We start from the raw sequence: 16,444 nt of genomic DNA, 5'->3' as shown, positions 1-16,444 counted from the left end.
GCCGCGCGCCGCCCCCAAGACCAGGAAGCCCCGAAGACCATGCTCGACACCGCCACCGACAGCCTGCAGCCGGACGCACCGCTGGCCGACCTCGGTCCGTTGGCCTGGGTCTTTGAGGAACTTCGCAAATCGCTGGACAACGCCAACAAGGCCATCAAGCGCTATGTGCGCGAGACCGAACAGTCTCGCTCGAGTGACCTGGAGGCGGTGGATCCCGGCTCGCTGCGCATGGCGCGCCAGCAGTTGCATCAGGCCGTGGGCGCACTGGAAATGGTCGGCCTGGCGCCGCCTGCGCAGGTACTCCGCGCGATGGAAGCCGCGGTGCAGCGCTTTGTGCAGCGTCCCGAGGTCTGTACCCCGGCCGCAGCCAGCACCGTGGAGCGCGCCAGTTTTGCGCTCATCGAGTACCTCGAAGCGGTGCTCAATAACAAGCTGGTGCAGCCGGTGGCCCTGTTCGCCCAGTACCGCGAGGTGCAGGAGCTGGCTGCAGCTGAGCGTGTGCACCCGGCCGATCTCTGGTCTTTTGATCAACACGGCGTGGACCTGCCCGCTGCCACCGGGGTCACCGAGCTGCGCTGCGACGCGCCGATGCGCTCGCTGTTTGACCGTCTGGTGTTGTTGCTGGTCAAGACCCATAGCCCAGCCTCGGCCCAGCAACTGACCAAATTGTGTGTTGGCCTTTCGGCAGGCGCCGCCGCACCGCGCGCCTCCACCTTCTGGCGCGTGGCCGCCGGCTTTTTCGAGGCCGTGTCCCACCAGCTGCTGGTGCCCGACGTGTTCGTCAAGCGCGCTGCGTCCCGCACCCTACTTCAGTTTGCCACTTTCGCCCAAGGGCAGACCCAGGTGTCCGAGACGCTGTTGCGCGATCTGCTTTTCTTCTGCGCCCAGGCCAGCGGCGCTTCGGCAGAAAAAACGCCGCATCTGATCGCTGTTCGCCAGGCCTTCGGCTTCAACGACACCCATGCGGTTGACTACCACCAAGCCACGCTGGGGCGCTACGACCCTGCTGTGCTGGTGCAGGCACGCAAGCGCATCCAGGCGGCCAAGGAAGCCTGGTCGCTGTTCTCCGGTGGGGACTCCAGCCGGGCGCGCCAGGTGCAGGACCAGATCGGCCTGATCGGGGATTCCCTGCTCAAGCTGCACCCGGCCAGCACCGTGCTGGCTCGCGCACTGGTCAAGGCGGCGGACGTCGCCACCCATGAAGCGGGCGGTGTGAGTGCCGAACTGGCGATGGAAGTGGCCACGACCACCTTGTACCTGGAGGCGGCGTTCGAGGACTTCGATCCGAACGACGAAGAGATGACGCTGCGCACCCAGGCCCTGGCCGAGCGGCTCGAAGGGGTGCTCTCCGGGGCTCCAGCTCAGCCGCTCGATGCCTGGATGGAGCAGCTTTACCGTCGCGTGAGCGATCGCCAGACCATGGGCAGCGTGGTCGGTGAACTCAAGGTGTCGCTCGGTGAGGCTGAGAAGTCGCTCGACCAGTTTTTTCGTTTTCCGGGCGAAAAGGCGGGTCTGCATGTGGCTGTGTCTCAGCTGGCGCAGATGCGCGGCGTGCTGTCGGTGCTGGGCATGGACCAGGCGGTGCAGACGGTGGCCCGGATGCGCGCCACCGTCGACGAAATCCTCGACACCGAAGTGGACGAGGTGCAAGCCCGAGAGGCTGGCACCTTCCAACACTTGGGCAACAATTTGAGCGCATTGAGCTTCCTGGTGGACATGCTCAATTACCAGCCTGCGCTGGCCAAAAAACTGTTTGTCTTTGATGAAGAAAAAGGCGAGTTGCTGCCCCTGATGGGTCGGCACGACACGCCGGTGTCTGGCGGCAAGCCCAGGCAGCAGGACGCGGAAGACATCAGCGCAGGCCTTCAGCGCTTGGTCGAAGACGCCCAGGGCGACACCAACCTGGCCGACCTCACCGAGCAGCTAGATCACCTGGCCAACCAGGCCTCGCTGGCCGATCAGACCGGTGTGGCTCGCGCCGCGCGCGATGCTGCCCAGGCGGTGGCCAGCCAGGACGCCGAAGCGGGTGCCCGGGCCTTAGTCGACCTGAGCCAGGCCTCGTCCCCCAAGACGGAAGAGCCGCATCCGGTGTCGCTGGTGAGCGAAGACGACGAAGACGATTTGCTCGACATCTTCCTGGAAGAGGCACGCGAGGTGGTGGGCAATGGCCTGGGGGCGGTCACCCAGTTGCGGGAACAGCCCGCCGACCTGGAGAGCATGACCACGCTGCGGCGCGCTTTCCACACCCTCAAAGGCAGCTCCCGCATGGTGGGCCTGAACGAGTTTGGCGAAGCGGGCTGGGCGATGGAGCAAATGCTCAATGCCGCGCTGGCCGAGCAACGCCCCGCCCGCAGCGAGCTGCTGGACCTGTCGCAAGAAGCCATGCAGGCCTTTGTCCGCTGGGTCGAAGACATTGCCGGCCAGCGCGATGCGGGCTGGAGTGCCGCACCGTTTCGCGCCAGCGCCGAAGCCTGGCGCAACGAGGCGCGTTACCTGCCGTTGCAGCCATTCCCCCAGGCGGAACCTGTGCCCACACCCGTTTCGGGCGAGGTTCCGGTCGAGGTCGATCCTGCCATCGATTCGACCGATGCCGCAGACAAGACCACGGCTGAGTCCTCGGTCGAATCACGGGCAGACGTTCCGGATGTGGACCTTGATGTCGACCTGCCGCTGCCAGCATCGGATGAGACGCCCGAGATCAATTTCGCCGAGGCCGCCGCTGCGACACAGGACGAAGTGCCTTCAGAAGACTTGCCAAGCCTGGGTACCGATCCGCTGATGGCCGACGCCGATGCTGTCGAACCGCCTGCCGCCACGCCGTTGCCGGCGATGCTCGACGACATCGACTTCGGCAGCCTGTCGGCCTTGAGCGCCAAGGCGCTTGGCACGCCAGCGGTGGATGAGGAAGCTGCTGCTGAGCAGCTGCCTGAAATCGCTGACCAGACCGCCGCGTCGATATTCGACGATATCCCGCTGGACGCACCGGATGCCTCCGAACCGGTGAATGTCGCGGGCGACGGGGTCGAACCGCCGACCGAGCTGCCCCAGCTGAGCGATGACATACCTGTCGAGGCCTCGGTGCCGCCCGAGTCCGTCGAAGCGCCTGCCGAGATCGAGCAGGCGATGGCAGAGAGCCCAGACGAGATGGCCGACGAGCAGACCAAGGTCATTGGACCGCTACGCATCGGCATCAAGCTGTACAACGTGTATCTGAACGAGGCCGATGAGTGGTCTCGCCGCCTGTGCACCGAGCTAGCGGAGTGGGCGCTGGAGCGCCACGAAGCAGCGCCTGCGCAGGCCGAGTCGTTGGCCCATTCGCTGGCGGGTAGCTCTGCCGCTGTGGGTTTCCAGCCGCTGTCGGGCATTGCCCGCGCGCTGGAGCACGCCATCGATACCGTGCGCCAGCACCAGCGCGCCGGCTGGGTGGCGACACCCGAGGTGGCCCAGCTGTTTGTCGACGCTTCCGAGGACATCCGGCGCCTGCTGCACCAGTTTGCCGCTGGCTTCCTCAAGGAGCCGAATCCCGACTTACTGGCTGCCCTGCACCTGGTGGTGCACGAGCCCCTGCCCGAGTCGCAGGCCGATGCCGGCGCGGAGTCGGCAGACGGTCTGGACATCGAGATCTCCACCCAATGGGGCGATGCGGCAGCCTCGCCTGCCAGCGAACCCACTCGAACCTTGCCCGACTTCGAGCCTTCCGCCTTTGCCGAACCGGCCACCGTGTTCGCGGGTCTGCCCGCGGGGGAGGGCGGCGTTCGGGGACCGGTGCAGGACATCGACGACGACATCGACGCGCTGGATACCATCGACGTTGACCTCTTCCCCATCTTTGCCGAAGAGGCGCAGGAGCTGCTGCCCCAGCTGGGCGGCGCCCTTCGCCAGTGGGTGGCTCGCCCGGACAACGCCAGCGCGCGCGCCGAGGTGCTGCGCAACCTGCACACTCTCAAAGGCAGTGCTCGGCTCGCCGGTGCTCTGCGGCTGGGTGAAATGACCCACCGCATGGAGACCACGGTCGAGCGCATGGGCTCGGATGTGCAACGCGGTGCGGACCTGGAGCCGGTGCAAACTGCCTTCGACGCCATCGAGGCGCGTTTTGAGCTGCTGCGCCAAACCAGCCCCGAAACCCGGGACGTGGTGCAGACAGCTCCCGAGCAGGTCGCGCCTACCGCCGATGCGCCGTCAGTGGGCGACGCCGAGCCGGCCACGGCCAGCCCGGTGGCCCCGGCTCCGGTCGAGTCCGCAACCGGTCTGCAAGGCCTGACGCTGCCGGCCCAGCCGGTGCTGGCGCCGTCCCGCGCCGGTGCGGCGGTGCGGGTGCGGCCTGAGCTGCTGGACCGACTGGTGAACCAGGCAGGCGAGGTCATGATCAGCCGCACGCGCATGGAGTCCGAGCTGGTGACGCTGCGCGGCTCGCTCAAGGAACTAACCGGCAACCTCGACCGGCTGCGCCAGCAGCTGCGCGACATGGAGCTGCAGGCCGAGACCCAGATGCAGTCGCGCCTGGCCCAGGCCCGCGACGCCGAGCAGTCTTTTGATCCGCTGGAGTTCGACCGCTTCACCCGGGTGCAGGAGATCACCCGCATGATGGCCGAGTCGGTCAACGACGTAGCCACGGTGCAGCGCAACCTGCAGCGCGCGGTGGAAGCCACCGAAGACAGCCTGGTGGCCCAGGGGCGCCAGACGCGCGAATTGCAGCGCGACCTGCTGCGCACGCGCATGGTGGAATTCGAAGGCATTTCGGAGCGGCTGTACCGCGTTGTGCGTCAGGCATCCAAAGAAACTGGTAAGCAGGTTCGCCTCGACATCACCGGCGGCAACATCGAAATGGACCGGGGTGTGCTGGACCGTATGACCGCAGCCTTCGAGCACCTGCTGCGCAATTGCGTGGTACACGGCATCGAGCGACCGGAAGACCGGCTAGCCGCAGGCAAGTCCAGCGAAGGCCGCATCGACATCCGCTTGAGCCAGGAGCTCAACGACGTGTCAGTTGTCTTCAGCGACGACGGCGCCGGACTCGACCTTGGCCGCATCCGAGAACGGGCGGCCTCGCTCGGTCTGGCTACCGACACCGCCAGCCTGAATGATGACGAAGCGGCCCAGCTGATCTTTACGCCTGGCCTCAGCACGGCGAGCGAAACCTCCTCGCTGGCTGGTCGAGGCATTGGCATGGATGTGGTGCGTGCAGATGTGGTCGCTCTCGGTGGCCGCATCGAAACCCAATCGCAGCCTGGCCAAGGAACCCGCTTCAAGCTCATGCTGCCCTTGACCACGGCGGTGACTCAGGTTGTGATGGTGCGCGCTGGCGCGCTTGCCTTTGGTGTGCCTTCCACGCTGGTCGAGGTGGTGCGCCGCGTCACGCCGGAGGAGCTGGCACGCGCCTACGAAAGCGGCAGCCTGCCGGTGGCCGGGGAAGCCGTGCCGTTCTACTGGGCGGGTGCGCTGCTGCAGTCATCGCCGACCAGTCGGGAGCATGCGGGTCGCACACTGCCGGTAGTGATCTTCCGAAGCGCGGCACAGCGCGTGGCGATGCACGTTGACGAGGTGCTGGGCAACCAGGAAGTGGTGGTGAAGAACCTCGGACCGCAGCTCTCACGGCTGCCGGGTCTGGCCGGTATGTCGGTGCTCGCATCCGGTGCCGTGGCCCTGATCTACAACCCGGTGGCGCTGGCCACGGTGTACGGCGCCCAAGTGCCGGCGTGGGTCAAGGAGCAGCGCCAGACCGAGGTGCTGGAAGCGGACGGCGATGTAGCCGCTGCACTGGCGATCAGCGCCGTGCCGCAGGTGCTGGTGGTGGACGACTCCATCACCGTGCGCCGGGTCACGCAGCGCCTGCTGGTGCGCGAGGGCTACCGCGTCACACTGGCGGCCGACGGCCTGCAGGCACTGGAGAAGCTTCAGCAGGAGCGGCCCACTGTGGTGCTGTCGGACATCGAAATGCCGCGTATGGACGGCTTCGACCTGGTGCGCAACATCCGCAGCGATCCACGCCTTTCGGACCTGCCGGTGATCATGATCACCTCACGCATTGCCGAGAAACACCGCGAACATGCGCGTGCACTGGGCGTCGACCACTACTTGGGCAAGCCCTATTCGGAAGACGAGTTGCTTGGGCTGATCGCACACTACGCCAGGGTGGCAGCGGAGGCCTGAGGCCACTCGCTGCGCCCAGCGCCGCTGCACCTTATAACGCGTTGCGTCTCAGGTGCGCGGCGTTTTTCCAGGTTTCTTCACCACCGCATAGCGCTGCAGCGTGCGCTCTCGGGCTTCGGCGTGATTGACCACCGGCCGCGGATAGTCCTTGCCTACCTCGATGCCAGCCGCCACCAGCTCCAGCTCCCGTGCCTGCCAAGGCGCGTGGATGACGGCGTCGGGCAGACCAGCGAGCTGGGGCAGGTAGCGGCGTATGAACTTGCCCTGCGGGTCGAACTTCTCACTCTGAGTGACCGGGTTGAAGATGCGGAAATAGGGCTGGGCGTCACAACCGCTGGAGCTCGCCCATTGCCAGCCGCCGTTGTTGGCCGCAAGGTCGAAGTCGATCAGGTGGTCGGCAAAGTAGCGTTCGCCCCAGCGCCAGTCCAGTCCCAAGTCTTTCACCAGAAAACTCGCGACCACCATACGCAACCGGTTGTGCATATAGCCGGACTGGTTAATCTGCGCCATGGCAGCGTCCACCAGCGGGTAGCCGGTGCGACCCTCACACCAGGCCGCAAACAAGGCCTGGGCGTGTTTGCCATGTTCGAACTTGATCAGGTCGTACTCGGACTTGAACGCGCGCTCGACCACGTGCGGGAAGTTGGCCAGCACCTGGTGGTAAAAATCGCGCCAGATCAGTTCCGACAACCAGGTGCTGGCGCCGGCCACGCCCTGCAAATGCATGGCGTAGGCGACCGCCGCGATTCGCCGCACCGAGATCGTGCCAAAGCGCAGGTGCACACTCAGGTAGCTCGGTCCCTTCACGGCGGGGAAGTTGCGCGACTCGTCATAGCGGTCGATGCGTTCGACAAAATCTTCAAACAAGGTTTGTGCGCCCGGCGCCCCGGTGGGCATTGGTAACTGAGTCAGGTTGGTGGGCTCAAATCCCATGGAGGCCAGGCTGGGCATGGGCTTGCGCAGTGGTGTCGGGATGTCAGCCAGGGCCTGGCTGTGTCTTGCGACCGCGTACGGCGCCAGGTCGTCGTCGGTGAGTCGCTTGAGCCAGGCGTTCTTGTAAGGGGTGAATACGCCGAATGCGTGGCCAGCCTGGGTGAGCACTTCGCGCCGCTCGAACACCACATGGTCCTTGTGCCCATGGAACATGATGCCGGCGTGCGCCAGATCGCCGAGCACATGGGCATCGCGCGCCTGGGCAGCGGGCTCGTCGTCGTGGTTGGCGAACACCGCCTGCACCTCCAGCCGCTGCGCCAGCTCGGGCACCAGCCCCAGGGCCCGGCCGTGCAGCACGATCAGGCCAGCCTCTGTCACACCGTGTTCCTGGGCCATGGCCTTGAGCTCGGCGTCCAGTGCCTGCAGCGAGCGCCAGATGAACTCCACCCGCCGGTCGGCCTTCAGGCCTCGCGCCAGCAGCGGATCGAGGATGTCTGTGTCGAACACAAACACGCACCAGAGCTGTCGGCAGGCGCGCAGCGCGTGGGAGAGGGCTGCGTTGTCCTCGGCGCGTAGATCGCGCCGGAACCACATCAGGCCTTTGTCGTAGGTGTTCATCTCGGCGGGGGCGGTCAAGGGCGGTTGGGGGGCGGCTTAAAATGCAGTCATGTCCGCGGATTCTGCTCCCATCAACCTGACCAGCCATTTCCTGATCGCGATGCCCGGTCTGAGCGATGAGCTTTTTGGTCGCAGCGTCGTGTTCATGTGCGAGCACAGCGAGCGCGGCGCGCTGGGCCTGGTGATCAACAAGCCGAGCGACATCGTGCTGTCGAGGTTGTTTGAAAAAGTCGACCTTCCAATGGGCCGCGAAGACCTGGCCGACCAGCCGGTGTTCCAGGGCGGACCGGTGCAGACCGAGCGCGGTTTTGTGCTGCACGAGGCGATTGACGCGGGCGAAGGTAGTGACGGCGAATCGGTCTACGCGTCCACGCTGTCGATTCCGGGGGGGCTGGAAATGACCACTTCCAAAGACGTGCTGGAGGCCATGGCATCGGGCGCTGGCCCACGCAAGGTGTTCGTGACCCTGGGTTACGCATCCTGGGGCGAGGGCCAGCTGGAATCCGAGATCACCGAAAACAGCTGGCTGACGGTGGAAGCCGACCCCAGCCTGATCTTTGACGCGCCGGTGGACGAGCGTTACGACCGCGCCATGGCTTTGCTGGGGCTGCAGTCGTGGATGTTGTCACCTGATGCGGGGCATGCATGAGTGTGTTGGTGCCCGTGCCCTTTGTGCTGGAAGTGCCTGCTCACTGCCAGCTGTTTGTGGCTTTTGATTTTGGCCAGAAGCGAACCGGCGTGGCCAGCGGCAACCGCCTCACCCGCACCGCCACACCGCAGGCCACGGTGAACGCCGAGGGCGATGCCCGGTTTGTCCAGATTGCCCAGCGCATCCATGAGTGGCAGCCCGACGCCCTTGTGGTCGGGGTGCCGTTCCACCCCGATGGCGTGGCCCACGAAAACACGGCGCGCGCGCAAAAATTTGCCCGCCAGCTGCGTGGTCGCCATGGCCTGCCGGTATTCGAGGTGGACGAGCGCTACACCACCACCGAAGCGCTTTCGCTGGGTGCGAAAGATGCGGACGCGGCTTCTGCCTGCCTCATCCTGGAACAGTTTCTGAGGAGCCTGCCTTGAGCCTTGACCATCCTTCTGCGCTGGACGCTGAGGCGCTCTACTCCGAGCTGCTGGCACGCGTGGGCGCGCTGCTGAAGGCCGGCCCGGCGTCCACCCGCCTGGTCGGTGTCACGTCGGGCGGCGCGTGGCTGGCCGAGCGGCTGCAGCGCGATTTGAACCTTGAAGGGGATGCTGGTGTGATCTCCTACGGCCTGCACCGCGACGATTTTGCGCGTCGCGGCCTGGCGGTCAGTACCCAGACCTTGCTGCCATTTGACGTGCAGGGCGCGCATGTGCTGCTGATTGACGATGTGCTCTACACCGGCCGCACCCTGCGCGCGGTGGTCAATGAATTGTTCGACTACGGCCGACCGGCGAGCGTACGGCTGGCGGTGCTGGTGGACCGCGGTGGGCGCGAGTTGCCGATCCAGGCCGATGTCGCCGCCACTGCCGTGACCCTGCCCCAAGGCCAGTCGTTGGAACTGGTGCGGGACGATCAGGAGCGCCTGCAGTTTGTCATCGAACCCAAGAAAGCCTGACCGTGGCCGGCAATCCCCAACTCAACCGACACGGCGAGCTGATCCATCTGCTCTCCACTGAAGGACTGTCGCGCGCCATCCTCACGCAAATCCTCGACACCGCCGCCGGTTTTGTCAGCGTGAGCGACCGCGAGGTCAAGAAGGTGCCTCTGCTGCGAGGCAAGAGCGTGTTCAACCTATTTTTCGAGAACAGCACGCGAACGCGTACCACCTTCGAGATCGCGGCCACGCGCCTGTCAGCCGATGTGATCAACCTCGATATCGCGCGCAGCTCCACCGCCAAGGGCGAGTCGCTGATCGATACCATCGCCAACCTAAGCGCCATGGCAGCGGACATCTTTGTCGTTCGCCACAGCGAGTCGGGCGCGCCCTACCTGATTGCCCAGCATGTTGCACCCCACGTGCACGTGGTCAACGCCGGTGACGGGCGCCACGCGCACCCTACCCAGGGGCTGCTCGACATGTACACCATCCGGCACTACAAGCACGACTTCACCAAGCTCTCGGTGGCGATCGTGGGCGACGTGCTGCATTCTCGCGTGGCGCGCTCCGACATCCACGCGCTGACCACGCTGGGATGCCCGGACGTGCGTGTGGTCGGCCCGCGCACCCTGGTGCCCACCGACATGAGCCACATGGGCGTGCGCGTGTGCCACACGCTGGAAGAAGGCATCAAGGATTGCGACGTGGTCATCACGCTGCGGCTGCAGAACGAGCGCATGAGCGGCGCCTTGCTGCCCTCCAGCCAGGAGTACTTCAAGAGCTTCGGCCTCACGCCTGAGCGCCTGCGCTGGGCCAAGAAAGATGCCATCGTGATGCATCCAGGACCAATCAACCGGGGGGTGGAAATCGATTCGGCGGTGGTCGATGGCCCGCAAAGCGTCATCCTGCCGCAGGTCACGTTTGGCATCGCGGTACGCATGGCCGTCATGGGCATCGTGGCGGGGAATGAGTCATGAAGATCCTTATTCAAAACGGTCGCGTGATGGACCCGATGACCGGTCGTGACGAGATGGCCGATGTGGCGATCGCAGCCGGGCGCATCATCGCCATCGGCCAGATCGGAGGCGATTTTCATCCCAACCGCACGCTCGATGTGCGCGGCTGTGTGGTGGCACCGGGCCTGCTGGACCTTGCGCTGCGGTTGCGCGAGCCTGGCCAGGAACACGCCGCCATGCTGGAGAGCGAGATGGCGGCCGCAGTGGCGGGCGGCGTGACCTCGCTGGTCTGTCCGCCCGACACCGATCCGGTGCTCGACGAGCCCGGCCTGGTCGACATGCTGAAGTTCCGCGCCGAAAAGCTGCACCAGGCCCGGGTGTTTCCGCTGGGCGCGCTCACCCGGGGCCTGCACGGTGAGGTGCTGACCGAAATGGTCGAGCTCACCGATTCGGGCTGCGTCGGGTTTGGTCAGGCTGAGGTGCCCATCGTCAACACTCAGGTGCTGCAGCGTGCGCTGCAATACGCCGCCACCTTCGGCTACACCGTGTGGCTGCGGCCGCAGGATTTCTATATGGGCAAGGGTGTGGCGGCCAGCGGTTCGCTGGCCACGCGCATGGGCCTCTCCGGTGTGCCGGTTCTGGCCGAGACGATCGCGCTGCACACCCTGTTTGAACTGATGCGCGCCGCCCAAGGCAAGGGTAAGGCCAACGAGGGCCGTGGTGCGCGCGTGCACCTGTGCCGTTTGAGCAGCGCGGCTGGTCTGGAGCTGGTGCGCCAGGCCAAGGCTGAGGGTCTGCCGGTGAGCTGTGATGTGAGCGTGCACAACCTGCACCTGACAGATGTGGATATGGGCTACTACGACAGCCGCTTCCGACTGCAGCCGCCGCTGCGCCAGCAACGCGACCGCGATGCGCTGCGCGCCGGCCTGGCCGACGGCAGCGTCGATGCGCTAGTGTCGGATCACAACCCGGTTTCGGCCGACGCCAAGATCCTGCCCTTTGCCGAAGCCGAGCCCGGTGCGACTGCGGTTGAGCTGCTGCTCGGCCTGGCCTGCAAGTGGGCGCAGCAGGACGGGCTGGGGCTGATGCAGGCGCTGGCGGTGCTCACCCGCGGCCCGCAGTCGGTGCTCGGCCACAGCCTGGGCACGCTGCAGGCCAGCCTGGGCCAGCTCGCTGTGGGTGGTCAGGCCGACCTGTGCATCTTTGATCCCAACGCCAGCTGGCGCGTTGAACCGGCTGCCTTGCTCAGCCAGGGACGCCACACGCCGTTCGAAGGCCACGAGCTGCCAGCGCGCGTGCGCACCACGCTGGTGGGCGGCCAGATTGCACACGACTCGGCCCCGGACGCTGCTTCGGCCACGGTGTGAGCGCGCCGCGCAGTCGCTGGGTGGCGCTGTGGCGGGCGTTGCGAGCCGTGCTCCATGTGTTGCGCGGCTTGTGGATCATCCGCCGCGAATTCGACCGGCTCACGCCCAGTCAGCGTGCGCTGGTGGTGCGCGAGTGGTCGCGCCAGATGCTGCGCATCATGGGCGTCGCGCTCGTGGTGCGCGGCACGCCGCCCGTTCGTGGCCCGGTGTTGCTGGTGGCGAATCACATTTCCTGGCTCGACATCCTGGTGATGGATGCGGCACATCCTGCTCGTTTCGTATCCAAGGCTGACGTGAAGCACTGGCCGGTGCTGGGCGCCCTCATCACGGGCGCTGGCACGCTCTACATCGAACGCGAATCGCGCCGGGACGCCATGCGCGTGGTGCATCAGATGGCGGCTGCGCTGCTCGGGGACGACACCTTGGCGGTTTTCCCCGAGGGCACCACCAGTGACGGCGGCGAGCTGCTGCCGTTCCACGCCAACCTGATACAGGCTGCTATTTCGGCAGAGGCTCCGGCGCTGCCGGTGGCGCTGAAATACCTCGATGGCGAGCAGGGCACACCCAGCGCCGCGCCGCTGTTTCTTGGCGAGACCACCCTGGTTCAATCGATCTGGTCCACCCTACGCGCGCCTGATCTTCAGGCGGTGGTGACCTACGGCAAGCCGCAAGAGGCCGCAGGGCGCGACCGCCGCGCCTGGGCTGGCGATTTGCGTGAAGCCGTGGGCGAGTTGCTGCAGACGCACAGCACACCAACCGGCTGAACTTGAACCCCGTGGGGTCACTGGTCAGGTGTGAGCGACCGGCAGCCCGGTCGACGCAGTGCCGCGTGGATGGCCTGTGCCAAGCACCCTCACGGCGCCCCGCGTCGGGCCAATTTGCCAGCGCATGCATGGACCCGACGGGATGCAGGCGTTGAACCGGCAGAGCAGCACCGGCCAATAGAGGCCGCTCGGTGATGGTCAGCGGTGGGTGGCCTGATCGGTTGGATGTGTTGCGAGCTGCGCGCGAAGGGTTTCCATTTCGTCCAGCAGCTGCAGTGCAAGTGCCGCGCCGGCCGGGTTTACGCCCAGATCGCGCTGCAGCCGCCAGGCCACAGTGACGTGGTGAACCTGGGTTTCGCCGAATCGCCAGCTATCGGGAGCCTGTCCTTTGACGGGCTGCACCACGCCTTCTTCCAGCATGGCCATCACGAATTCAGTCTGCACCGCGCAGGTACGGCACAGCTGCTCAAGTGAGAACAACGCTTGCGTATCCAGAGGTGCTTCGCTCGGGTTGGCATCGGGTGTGTTCATGCGGTATCTCCCTGCAGGTTTCTCGGGTTGAACGACGCGAATTCTTTGGCCATGCCGCGGTAGGCGGCCTTGGCGGCATCGCTGTCGGCCGGGGGCACCGCGATCTTCAGCACGAAGTAGAAGTCGCCCGGTGTCTTCCCCGGGATGCCTCGCCCTTTCAGTCGAAGCTTGCGCCCCTCACTCGATCCGGCCGGTACCGTGAGCTCGACCTTTCCGGTCGGGGTGGGCACTTCGATGACCGCGCCGAGCGCCGCCTCCCAGGGGGCGACCGGCAGATTCATGTACACGTCGTGCTTGTCGACCCGGTAATGCTTATGTGGCAGGAAGTCCACCTCCAGATAGAGGTCGCCTGGCTGGCCTTGACCCATCGCAGGGCCGCCCTGGCCCGCCAGGCGGATGCGCTGGCCCGCGCGCACGCCTCGTGGGATGGTGAATTCGATCGGGCGCTCACGCAGAACCACGTGGCCGTCGGCATCCACCGTCGGCATTTGCAGGTTCACCCTGCGCGAGCCCCCGTGATAGGCCTCCTCCAGGGTGATCTGAATCCTGGCGTGGCTGTCCTGGCCGTGCGCGTGGAATTCTTGACCGCGGCCCTGGCCGCCCGCCGATGTGGACTGGGAACGGGCAAAGCCCCGGCGGAACAGCGATTCGAAGAAATCGCTCTGGTCGCCCATGTCTTGCCCGTCAAACCCACTGCCTCCGGTCTCATAGCCTGCGTTCCAGTCAGGCGGCGGCTGAAAGTCCTGCCCTTGCTTCCAGTTGGCCCCGAGGCGGTCGTAGGCGGCGCGCTTCTCCGGGTCCTTCAGCACCTCGTTGGCTTCCCCCAGCTCTTTGAATTTCGCCTCGGCGTCGCTGTCCTTGCTGACGTCAGGATGGTACTTGCGCGCCAGTTGGCGGTACGCGCGCTTGATCTCATCCTGCGTGGCACTGCGCTCCAAGCCCATGACCTTGTAGTAATCCTTGTATTCCATAGACACCCTCCTATTCGTGCGCCACTTTACGCTGCTTTGCCAGAGCCATGCGTCTCAAGAGGGTTGCCTCAATCTGCTGGTGCCAGAAATTGGCGGGAAGCCGGGAAGCCGGGACGCCAGTGGTTTGGGCTCAGTTCTTGGCCGCTGCAGCCGCTTTCGCGCGTTGCATCATCAGCTCGGTGTTGGTCTTGCGGTCGGCGTTGACGTGCTGCACCGTCGGCCGCTCGCCCAGGCGCTTGAGGTAGTCGCGCACCGGCAAATCGACCAGAAAATCGCGACCGTAAATGATCTTGGTTGCGCTGCTCACCAGCGGCAGGTGCACCGCGGCGGCGCAGTCGGCCAAGGTGAACTGATCGCCGGCGATGAAGGGCGAGAACTTCACCAGTTGCGCGAACGCAGCCACGTTTTTTTCCAGTTGTTGCCCGGTTTTCTCCTTGGCCCCGTCGCTAATCTTGCCGCCGAAGAAAGCCTCGGGGTAGAGGTTGCGCGCCACCAGCTCCAGGTGCAGCTCGATGTAGCGCAGCAGCTCGCGCACCTGGGCCTTGTGAAACGCGCTGGCCGGCATTAGGGGTGCCTCTGGGAACTGGTCTTCGATGTATTCCAGCAGCACGGTGGACTCGCTCAAGGGCCCGTACTCGGTCTTCAGGTAAGGCACTTTGCCCAGCGGGCTGGCGCTGCGGTCGGTCTCGCCGACCCAGGCCAACTCTTCTTCAAAGGCGACGCCTTTTTCCAGCAGCGCGAGCTTGACCTTGTTGTAGTAGTTGCTGGCCGCAAAGCCGCAGAGTGTGAGCATGGGGTCCGTCTCCGAATGGGTGGGTGGGTTGAGGCAGTCCAGATGGTAGGCCCGCGGGCAGGCCCGGGACCGTCGCCCAGTTGACGTGACTTTCATCAAATGGTGCAGATGCACCCGCTGGTAAACTATTTTCATGTTGTTTACCCGCGCCCAACGCCGCGTCTGCGCTTGGCTGGCCATGCTGGCTCTGGTGCTGACCACGCTCGCGCCCGCGCTGGCGCAGGCGGCGGTGTCGACCTCGGACCGTGGCGACTGGGTCCAGATCTGCAGTGCCAGCGGCATGGTGTGGATCCAAGCCGACCCTGCTGCAGGCGACTCGCAAAGCGCTCCCATGCCTGGGACGGGCATGCAGTGCCCCTGGTGCTCGCTGCACAGCCCGGGCGCCGGCCTGCCGCCGGCAACCGCCTTGGGCGTTGCGGCCGCTGCACCGGCACTGCTTGTCGGTCGCGTTGTGCTCGTCGCGTCGCCCGTGGGCGTGTGGACCGCCGCACCAGCCCGCGCCCCGCCTTTCGTTTCCTGAACTCACGTCGTGGCCCGCCGCCCAAGGGTGGTGCCAGTGTTCCCGTTTTTCAGGAGGCGCCGTGCCTCGTTCCCGATCATTTCCGTCGCCTGCCCAGTTGAGCCTGGTGCGCAGGCAGGTGTGCGCCAGCCTGCTGGTCGGTGCGGTCATGCCGATGCTGATCGCCTGCGATCGCCTGGGTGGCAGCGATGGCTTTCGCGGTATCGACCTCACCGGTGCCGCCTATGCCCAAGACTTTTCGCTCACCGATTTCCACGGCCAGTCGCGCAACCTCGCCGATTACCGGGGCCAGGTGGTGATGCTGTACTTCGGCTTTGTGCAATGCCCGGACGTGTGCCCGACCGCACTGGCCCGAGCCTCGGCGGTGATGCAGCAGCTAGGAACGGATGCGGGCCGGGTGCAGCTGCTGTTCGTCACGGTTGACCCCGAGCGCGACACACCTGAACTGCTGCGTGAGTACATGGCGGCCTTCGATCCTCGCTTTGTGGCCCTGACGGGCAACCTGGAGCAGATCCGGGCCACAGCCGATGCCTTTCGTGTGCACTTCAAGAAAGTACCCACGGGCGGTGGCTACACCGTGGACCACACCGCGCTCACCTACCTGTTCGACCCCGCCGGTCGCATCCGCGTGGCCTTGCGCCACGAGCAGACCGCTGACGACTACGCGGCTGATGTGCGGCACCTGCTGGCCGAGCCGACCATCTGATATTTCGTTTTCTTTCTTACGCTTCTTCTTTAACCCAAGGTATCCCCATGAAAAAACTCCTCATCGCCTCCCTCATCACCCTGAGCGCCAGCGCCTGGGCCCAGTCCATCACCGTCCAGGTAGAAGATGCCTGGGTGCGTGGCACGGTCGCCACCCAGAAAGCCACTGGCGCCTTCATGCGCCTGACGCCCAGCGCCAACGCGCGACTGGTGTCGGTCAGTTCACCGGTGGCCGGCTTGGTTGAAATCCACGAAATGGCCATGGAAAACGACGTCATGAAGATGCGTCAGGTGGCCGGGCTGGACCTCGCTGCTGGCCGCACCACCGAACTCAAGCCAGGCGGCTTTCATGTGATGCTGATGGACCTCAAGGCGCCGGTCAAGGGGGGTGATGTGGTACCGCTGACCCTGGTGTTCGAGGATGCGGCCAAGCAACGCTTCACCCAGGAGGTGAAGGCCCAGGTGACCGCTCTGGGTGGTGGTAACGCGCCGATGAAACACGACATGAAGCCAGGCATGGACCACAAGAACTGACAAGCGATTGGCTCTCTGTACCCCTTCC

At 65.5% G+C, this 16,444-nt stretch carries 13 protein-coding genes and 1 pseudogene; 10 read left to right on the top strand and 4 right to left on the bottom strand.

The annotated features are described in order from the left end of the window. Positions 1 to 39 precede the first annotated feature (39 nt). Positions 40 to 6,150: an Hpt domain-containing protein gene (locus GPT34_RS03225; protein ID WP_291009626.1), complete on the top strand. Its 6,111-nt coding sequence runs from the start codon at positions 40 to 42 to the stop codon at positions 6,148 to 6,150. Positions 6,151 to 6,198: 48 nt separating this feature from the next. On the opposite strand, the gene GPT34_RS03220 is transcribed toward GPT34_RS03225, so the two are convergent. Then, positions 6,199 to 7,701, bottom strand: a complete 1,503-nt coding sequence (locus GPT34_RS03220) for a deoxyribodipyrimidine photo-lyase (protein ID WP_291009897.1) — start codon at positions 7,699 to 7,701, stop codon at positions 6,199 to 6,201. A 49-nt stretch (positions 7,702 to 7,750) separates the two neighbouring features. Between GPT34_RS03220 and GPT34_RS03215 the strand changes: the two genes are divergently transcribed. The 6 genes and pseudogenes from GPT34_RS03215 to GPT34_RS03190 all read left to right on the top strand — a co-directional run bounded on the left by GPT34_RS03215 (position 7,751) and on the right by GPT34_RS03190 (position 12,362). Then, positions 7,751 to 8,350 carry a YqgE/AlgH family protein gene (locus GPT34_RS03215; protein WP_291009625.1) on the top strand — a complete coding sequence of 200 codons (600 nt, stop codon included), beginning with the start codon at positions 7,751 to 7,753 and terminating at the stop codon, positions 8,348 to 8,350. Next, positions 8,347 to 8,775, top strand: coding sequence for a Holliday junction resolvase RuvX (gene ruvX, locus GPT34_RS03210; RefSeq protein ID WP_291009623.1), 429 nt, complete (start codon positions 8,347 to 8,349; stop codon positions 8,773 to 8,775). The genes GPT34_RS03215 and ruvX overlap by 4 nt, the downstream gene beginning before the upstream one ends. Further along, a complete protein-coding gene (pyrR, locus tag GPT34_RS03205; protein ID WP_291009621.1) occupies positions 8,772 to 9,293 on the top strand; it encodes a bifunctional pyr operon transcriptional regulator/uracil phosphoribosyltransferase PyrR in 522 nt (173 codons plus the stop codon). Before ruvX ends, pyrR begins: the two co-directional genes overlap by 4 nt. Before the next feature lie 2 nt (positions 9,294 to 9,295). Next, positions 9,296 to 10,252 (top strand): annotated as a pseudogene (locus GPT34_RS03200) (aspartate carbamoyltransferase catalytic subunit); the annotation flags it as partial. Next, positions 10,249 to 11,598, top strand: coding sequence for a dihydroorotase (locus GPT34_RS03195; RefSeq protein WP_291009619.1), 1,350 nt, complete (start codon positions 10,249 to 10,251; stop codon positions 11,596 to 11,598). The pseudogene GPT34_RS03200 and the gene GPT34_RS03195, both read left to right, overlap by 4 nt. Continuing rightward, positions 11,595 to 12,362 (top strand): lysophospholipid acyltransferase family protein, encoded by a 768-nt coding sequence (locus GPT34_RS03190; RefSeq protein ID WP_291009617.1) that lies wholly within the window; start codon positions 11,595 to 11,597, stop codon positions 12,360 to 12,362. Before GPT34_RS03195 ends, GPT34_RS03190 begins: the two co-directional genes overlap by 4 nt. Positions 12,363 to 12,560: 198 nt before the next feature. Here the strand turns inward: GPT34_RS03190 and GPT34_RS03185 are convergent, their stop codons facing one another. From GPT34_RS03185 to GPT34_RS03175, 3 genes are all read right to left on the bottom strand, one after another. Further along, positions 12,561 to 12,893, bottom strand: a complete 333-nt coding sequence (locus tag GPT34_RS03185; RefSeq protein ID WP_291009615.1) for a chaperone modulator CbpM — start codon at positions 12,891 to 12,893, stop codon at positions 12,561 to 12,563. Beyond that, on the bottom strand, positions 12,890 to 13,864 hold the full coding sequence (locus GPT34_RS03180; protein WP_291009613.1) for a DnaJ C-terminal domain-containing protein: 975 nt from the start codon (positions 13,862 to 13,864) through the stop codon (positions 12,890 to 12,892). The genes GPT34_RS03185 and GPT34_RS03180 overlap by 4 nt, the downstream gene beginning before the upstream one ends. 130 nt (positions 13,865 to 13,994) lie before the next feature. Further along, positions 13,995 to 14,657: a glutathione S-transferase gene (locus tag GPT34_RS03175; protein ID WP_291009611.1), complete on the bottom strand. Its 663-nt coding sequence runs from the start codon at positions 14,655 to 14,657 to the stop codon at positions 13,995 to 13,997. Positions 14,658 to 14,790: 133 nt separating this feature from the next. Between GPT34_RS03175 and GPT34_RS03170 the strand changes: the two genes are divergently transcribed. From GPT34_RS03170 to GPT34_RS03160, 3 genes are all read left to right on the top strand, one after another. After that, entirely contained in the window at positions 14,791 to 15,177 is a 387-nt protein-coding gene (locus tag GPT34_RS03170) for a DUF2946 domain-containing protein (protein ID WP_291009609.1), read from the top strand. Positions 15,178 to 15,238: 61 nt separating this feature from the next. Continuing rightward, entirely contained in the window at positions 15,239 to 15,883 is a 645-nt protein-coding gene (locus GPT34_RS03165; protein ID WP_291009607.1) for an SCO family protein, read from the top strand. Positions 15,884 to 15,930: 47 nt separating this feature from the next. Then, positions 15,931 to 16,416 carry a copper chaperone PCu(A)C gene (locus GPT34_RS03160; protein WP_291009605.1) on the top strand — a complete coding sequence of 162 codons (486 nt, stop codon included), beginning with the start codon at positions 15,931 to 15,933 and terminating at the stop codon, positions 16,414 to 16,416. The last annotated feature ends 28 nt before the right edge of the window (positions 16,417 to 16,444 follow it).

The organism is Hydrogenophaga sp. (assembly GCF_011390835.1).
Taxonomy (GTDB): domain Bacteria; phylum Pseudomonadota; class Gammaproteobacteria; order Burkholderiales; family Burkholderiaceae_C; genus Hydrogenophaga.
Note: the sequence above shows the minus strand (reverse complement) of the source record. Positions and strands in the feature narration are given on the sequence as shown.

Bases quoted from the DNA above. Each gene is read 5' to 3' on its own strand.
- GPT34_RS03175 (WP_291009611.1), bottom strand. From the start codon at position 14,657: ATGCTCACACTCTGCGGCTTTGCGGCCAGCAACTACTACAACAAGGTC.
- ruvX (WP_291009623.1), top strand. From the start codon at position 8,347: ATGAGTGTGTTGGTGCCCGTGCCCTTTGTGCTGGAAGTGCCTGCTCAC.
- GPT34_RS03220 (WP_291009897.1), bottom strand. From the start codon at position 7,701: ATGAACACCTACGACAAAGGCCTGATGTGGTTCCGGCGCGATCTACGC.
- GPT34_RS03160 (WP_291009605.1), top strand. From the start codon at position 15,931: ATGAAAAAACTCCTCATCGCCTCCCTCATCACCCTGAGCGCCAGCGCC.
- GPT34_RS03170 (WP_291009609.1), top strand. From the start codon at position 14,791: ATGTTGTTTACCCGCGCCCAACGCCGCGTCTGCGCTTGGCTGGCCATG.
- GPT34_RS03225 (WP_291009626.1), top strand. From the start codon at position 40: ATGCTCGACACCGCCACCGACAGCCTGCAGCCGGACGCACCGCTGGCC.
- GPT34_RS03180 (WP_291009613.1), bottom strand. From the start codon at position 13,864: ATGGAATACAAGGATTACTACAAGGTCATGGGCTTGGAGCGCAGTGCC.
- GPT34_RS03185 (WP_291009615.1), bottom strand. From the start codon at position 12,893: ATGAACACACCCGATGCCAACCCGAGCGAAGCACCTCTGGATACGCAA.
- GPT34_RS03195 (WP_291009619.1), top strand. From the start codon at position 10,249: ATGAAGATCCTTATTCAAAACGGTCGCGTGATGGACCCGATGACCGGT.
- GPT34_RS03215 (WP_291009625.1), top strand. From the start codon at position 7,751: ATGTCCGCGGATTCTGCTCCCATCAACCTGACCAGCCATTTCCTGATC.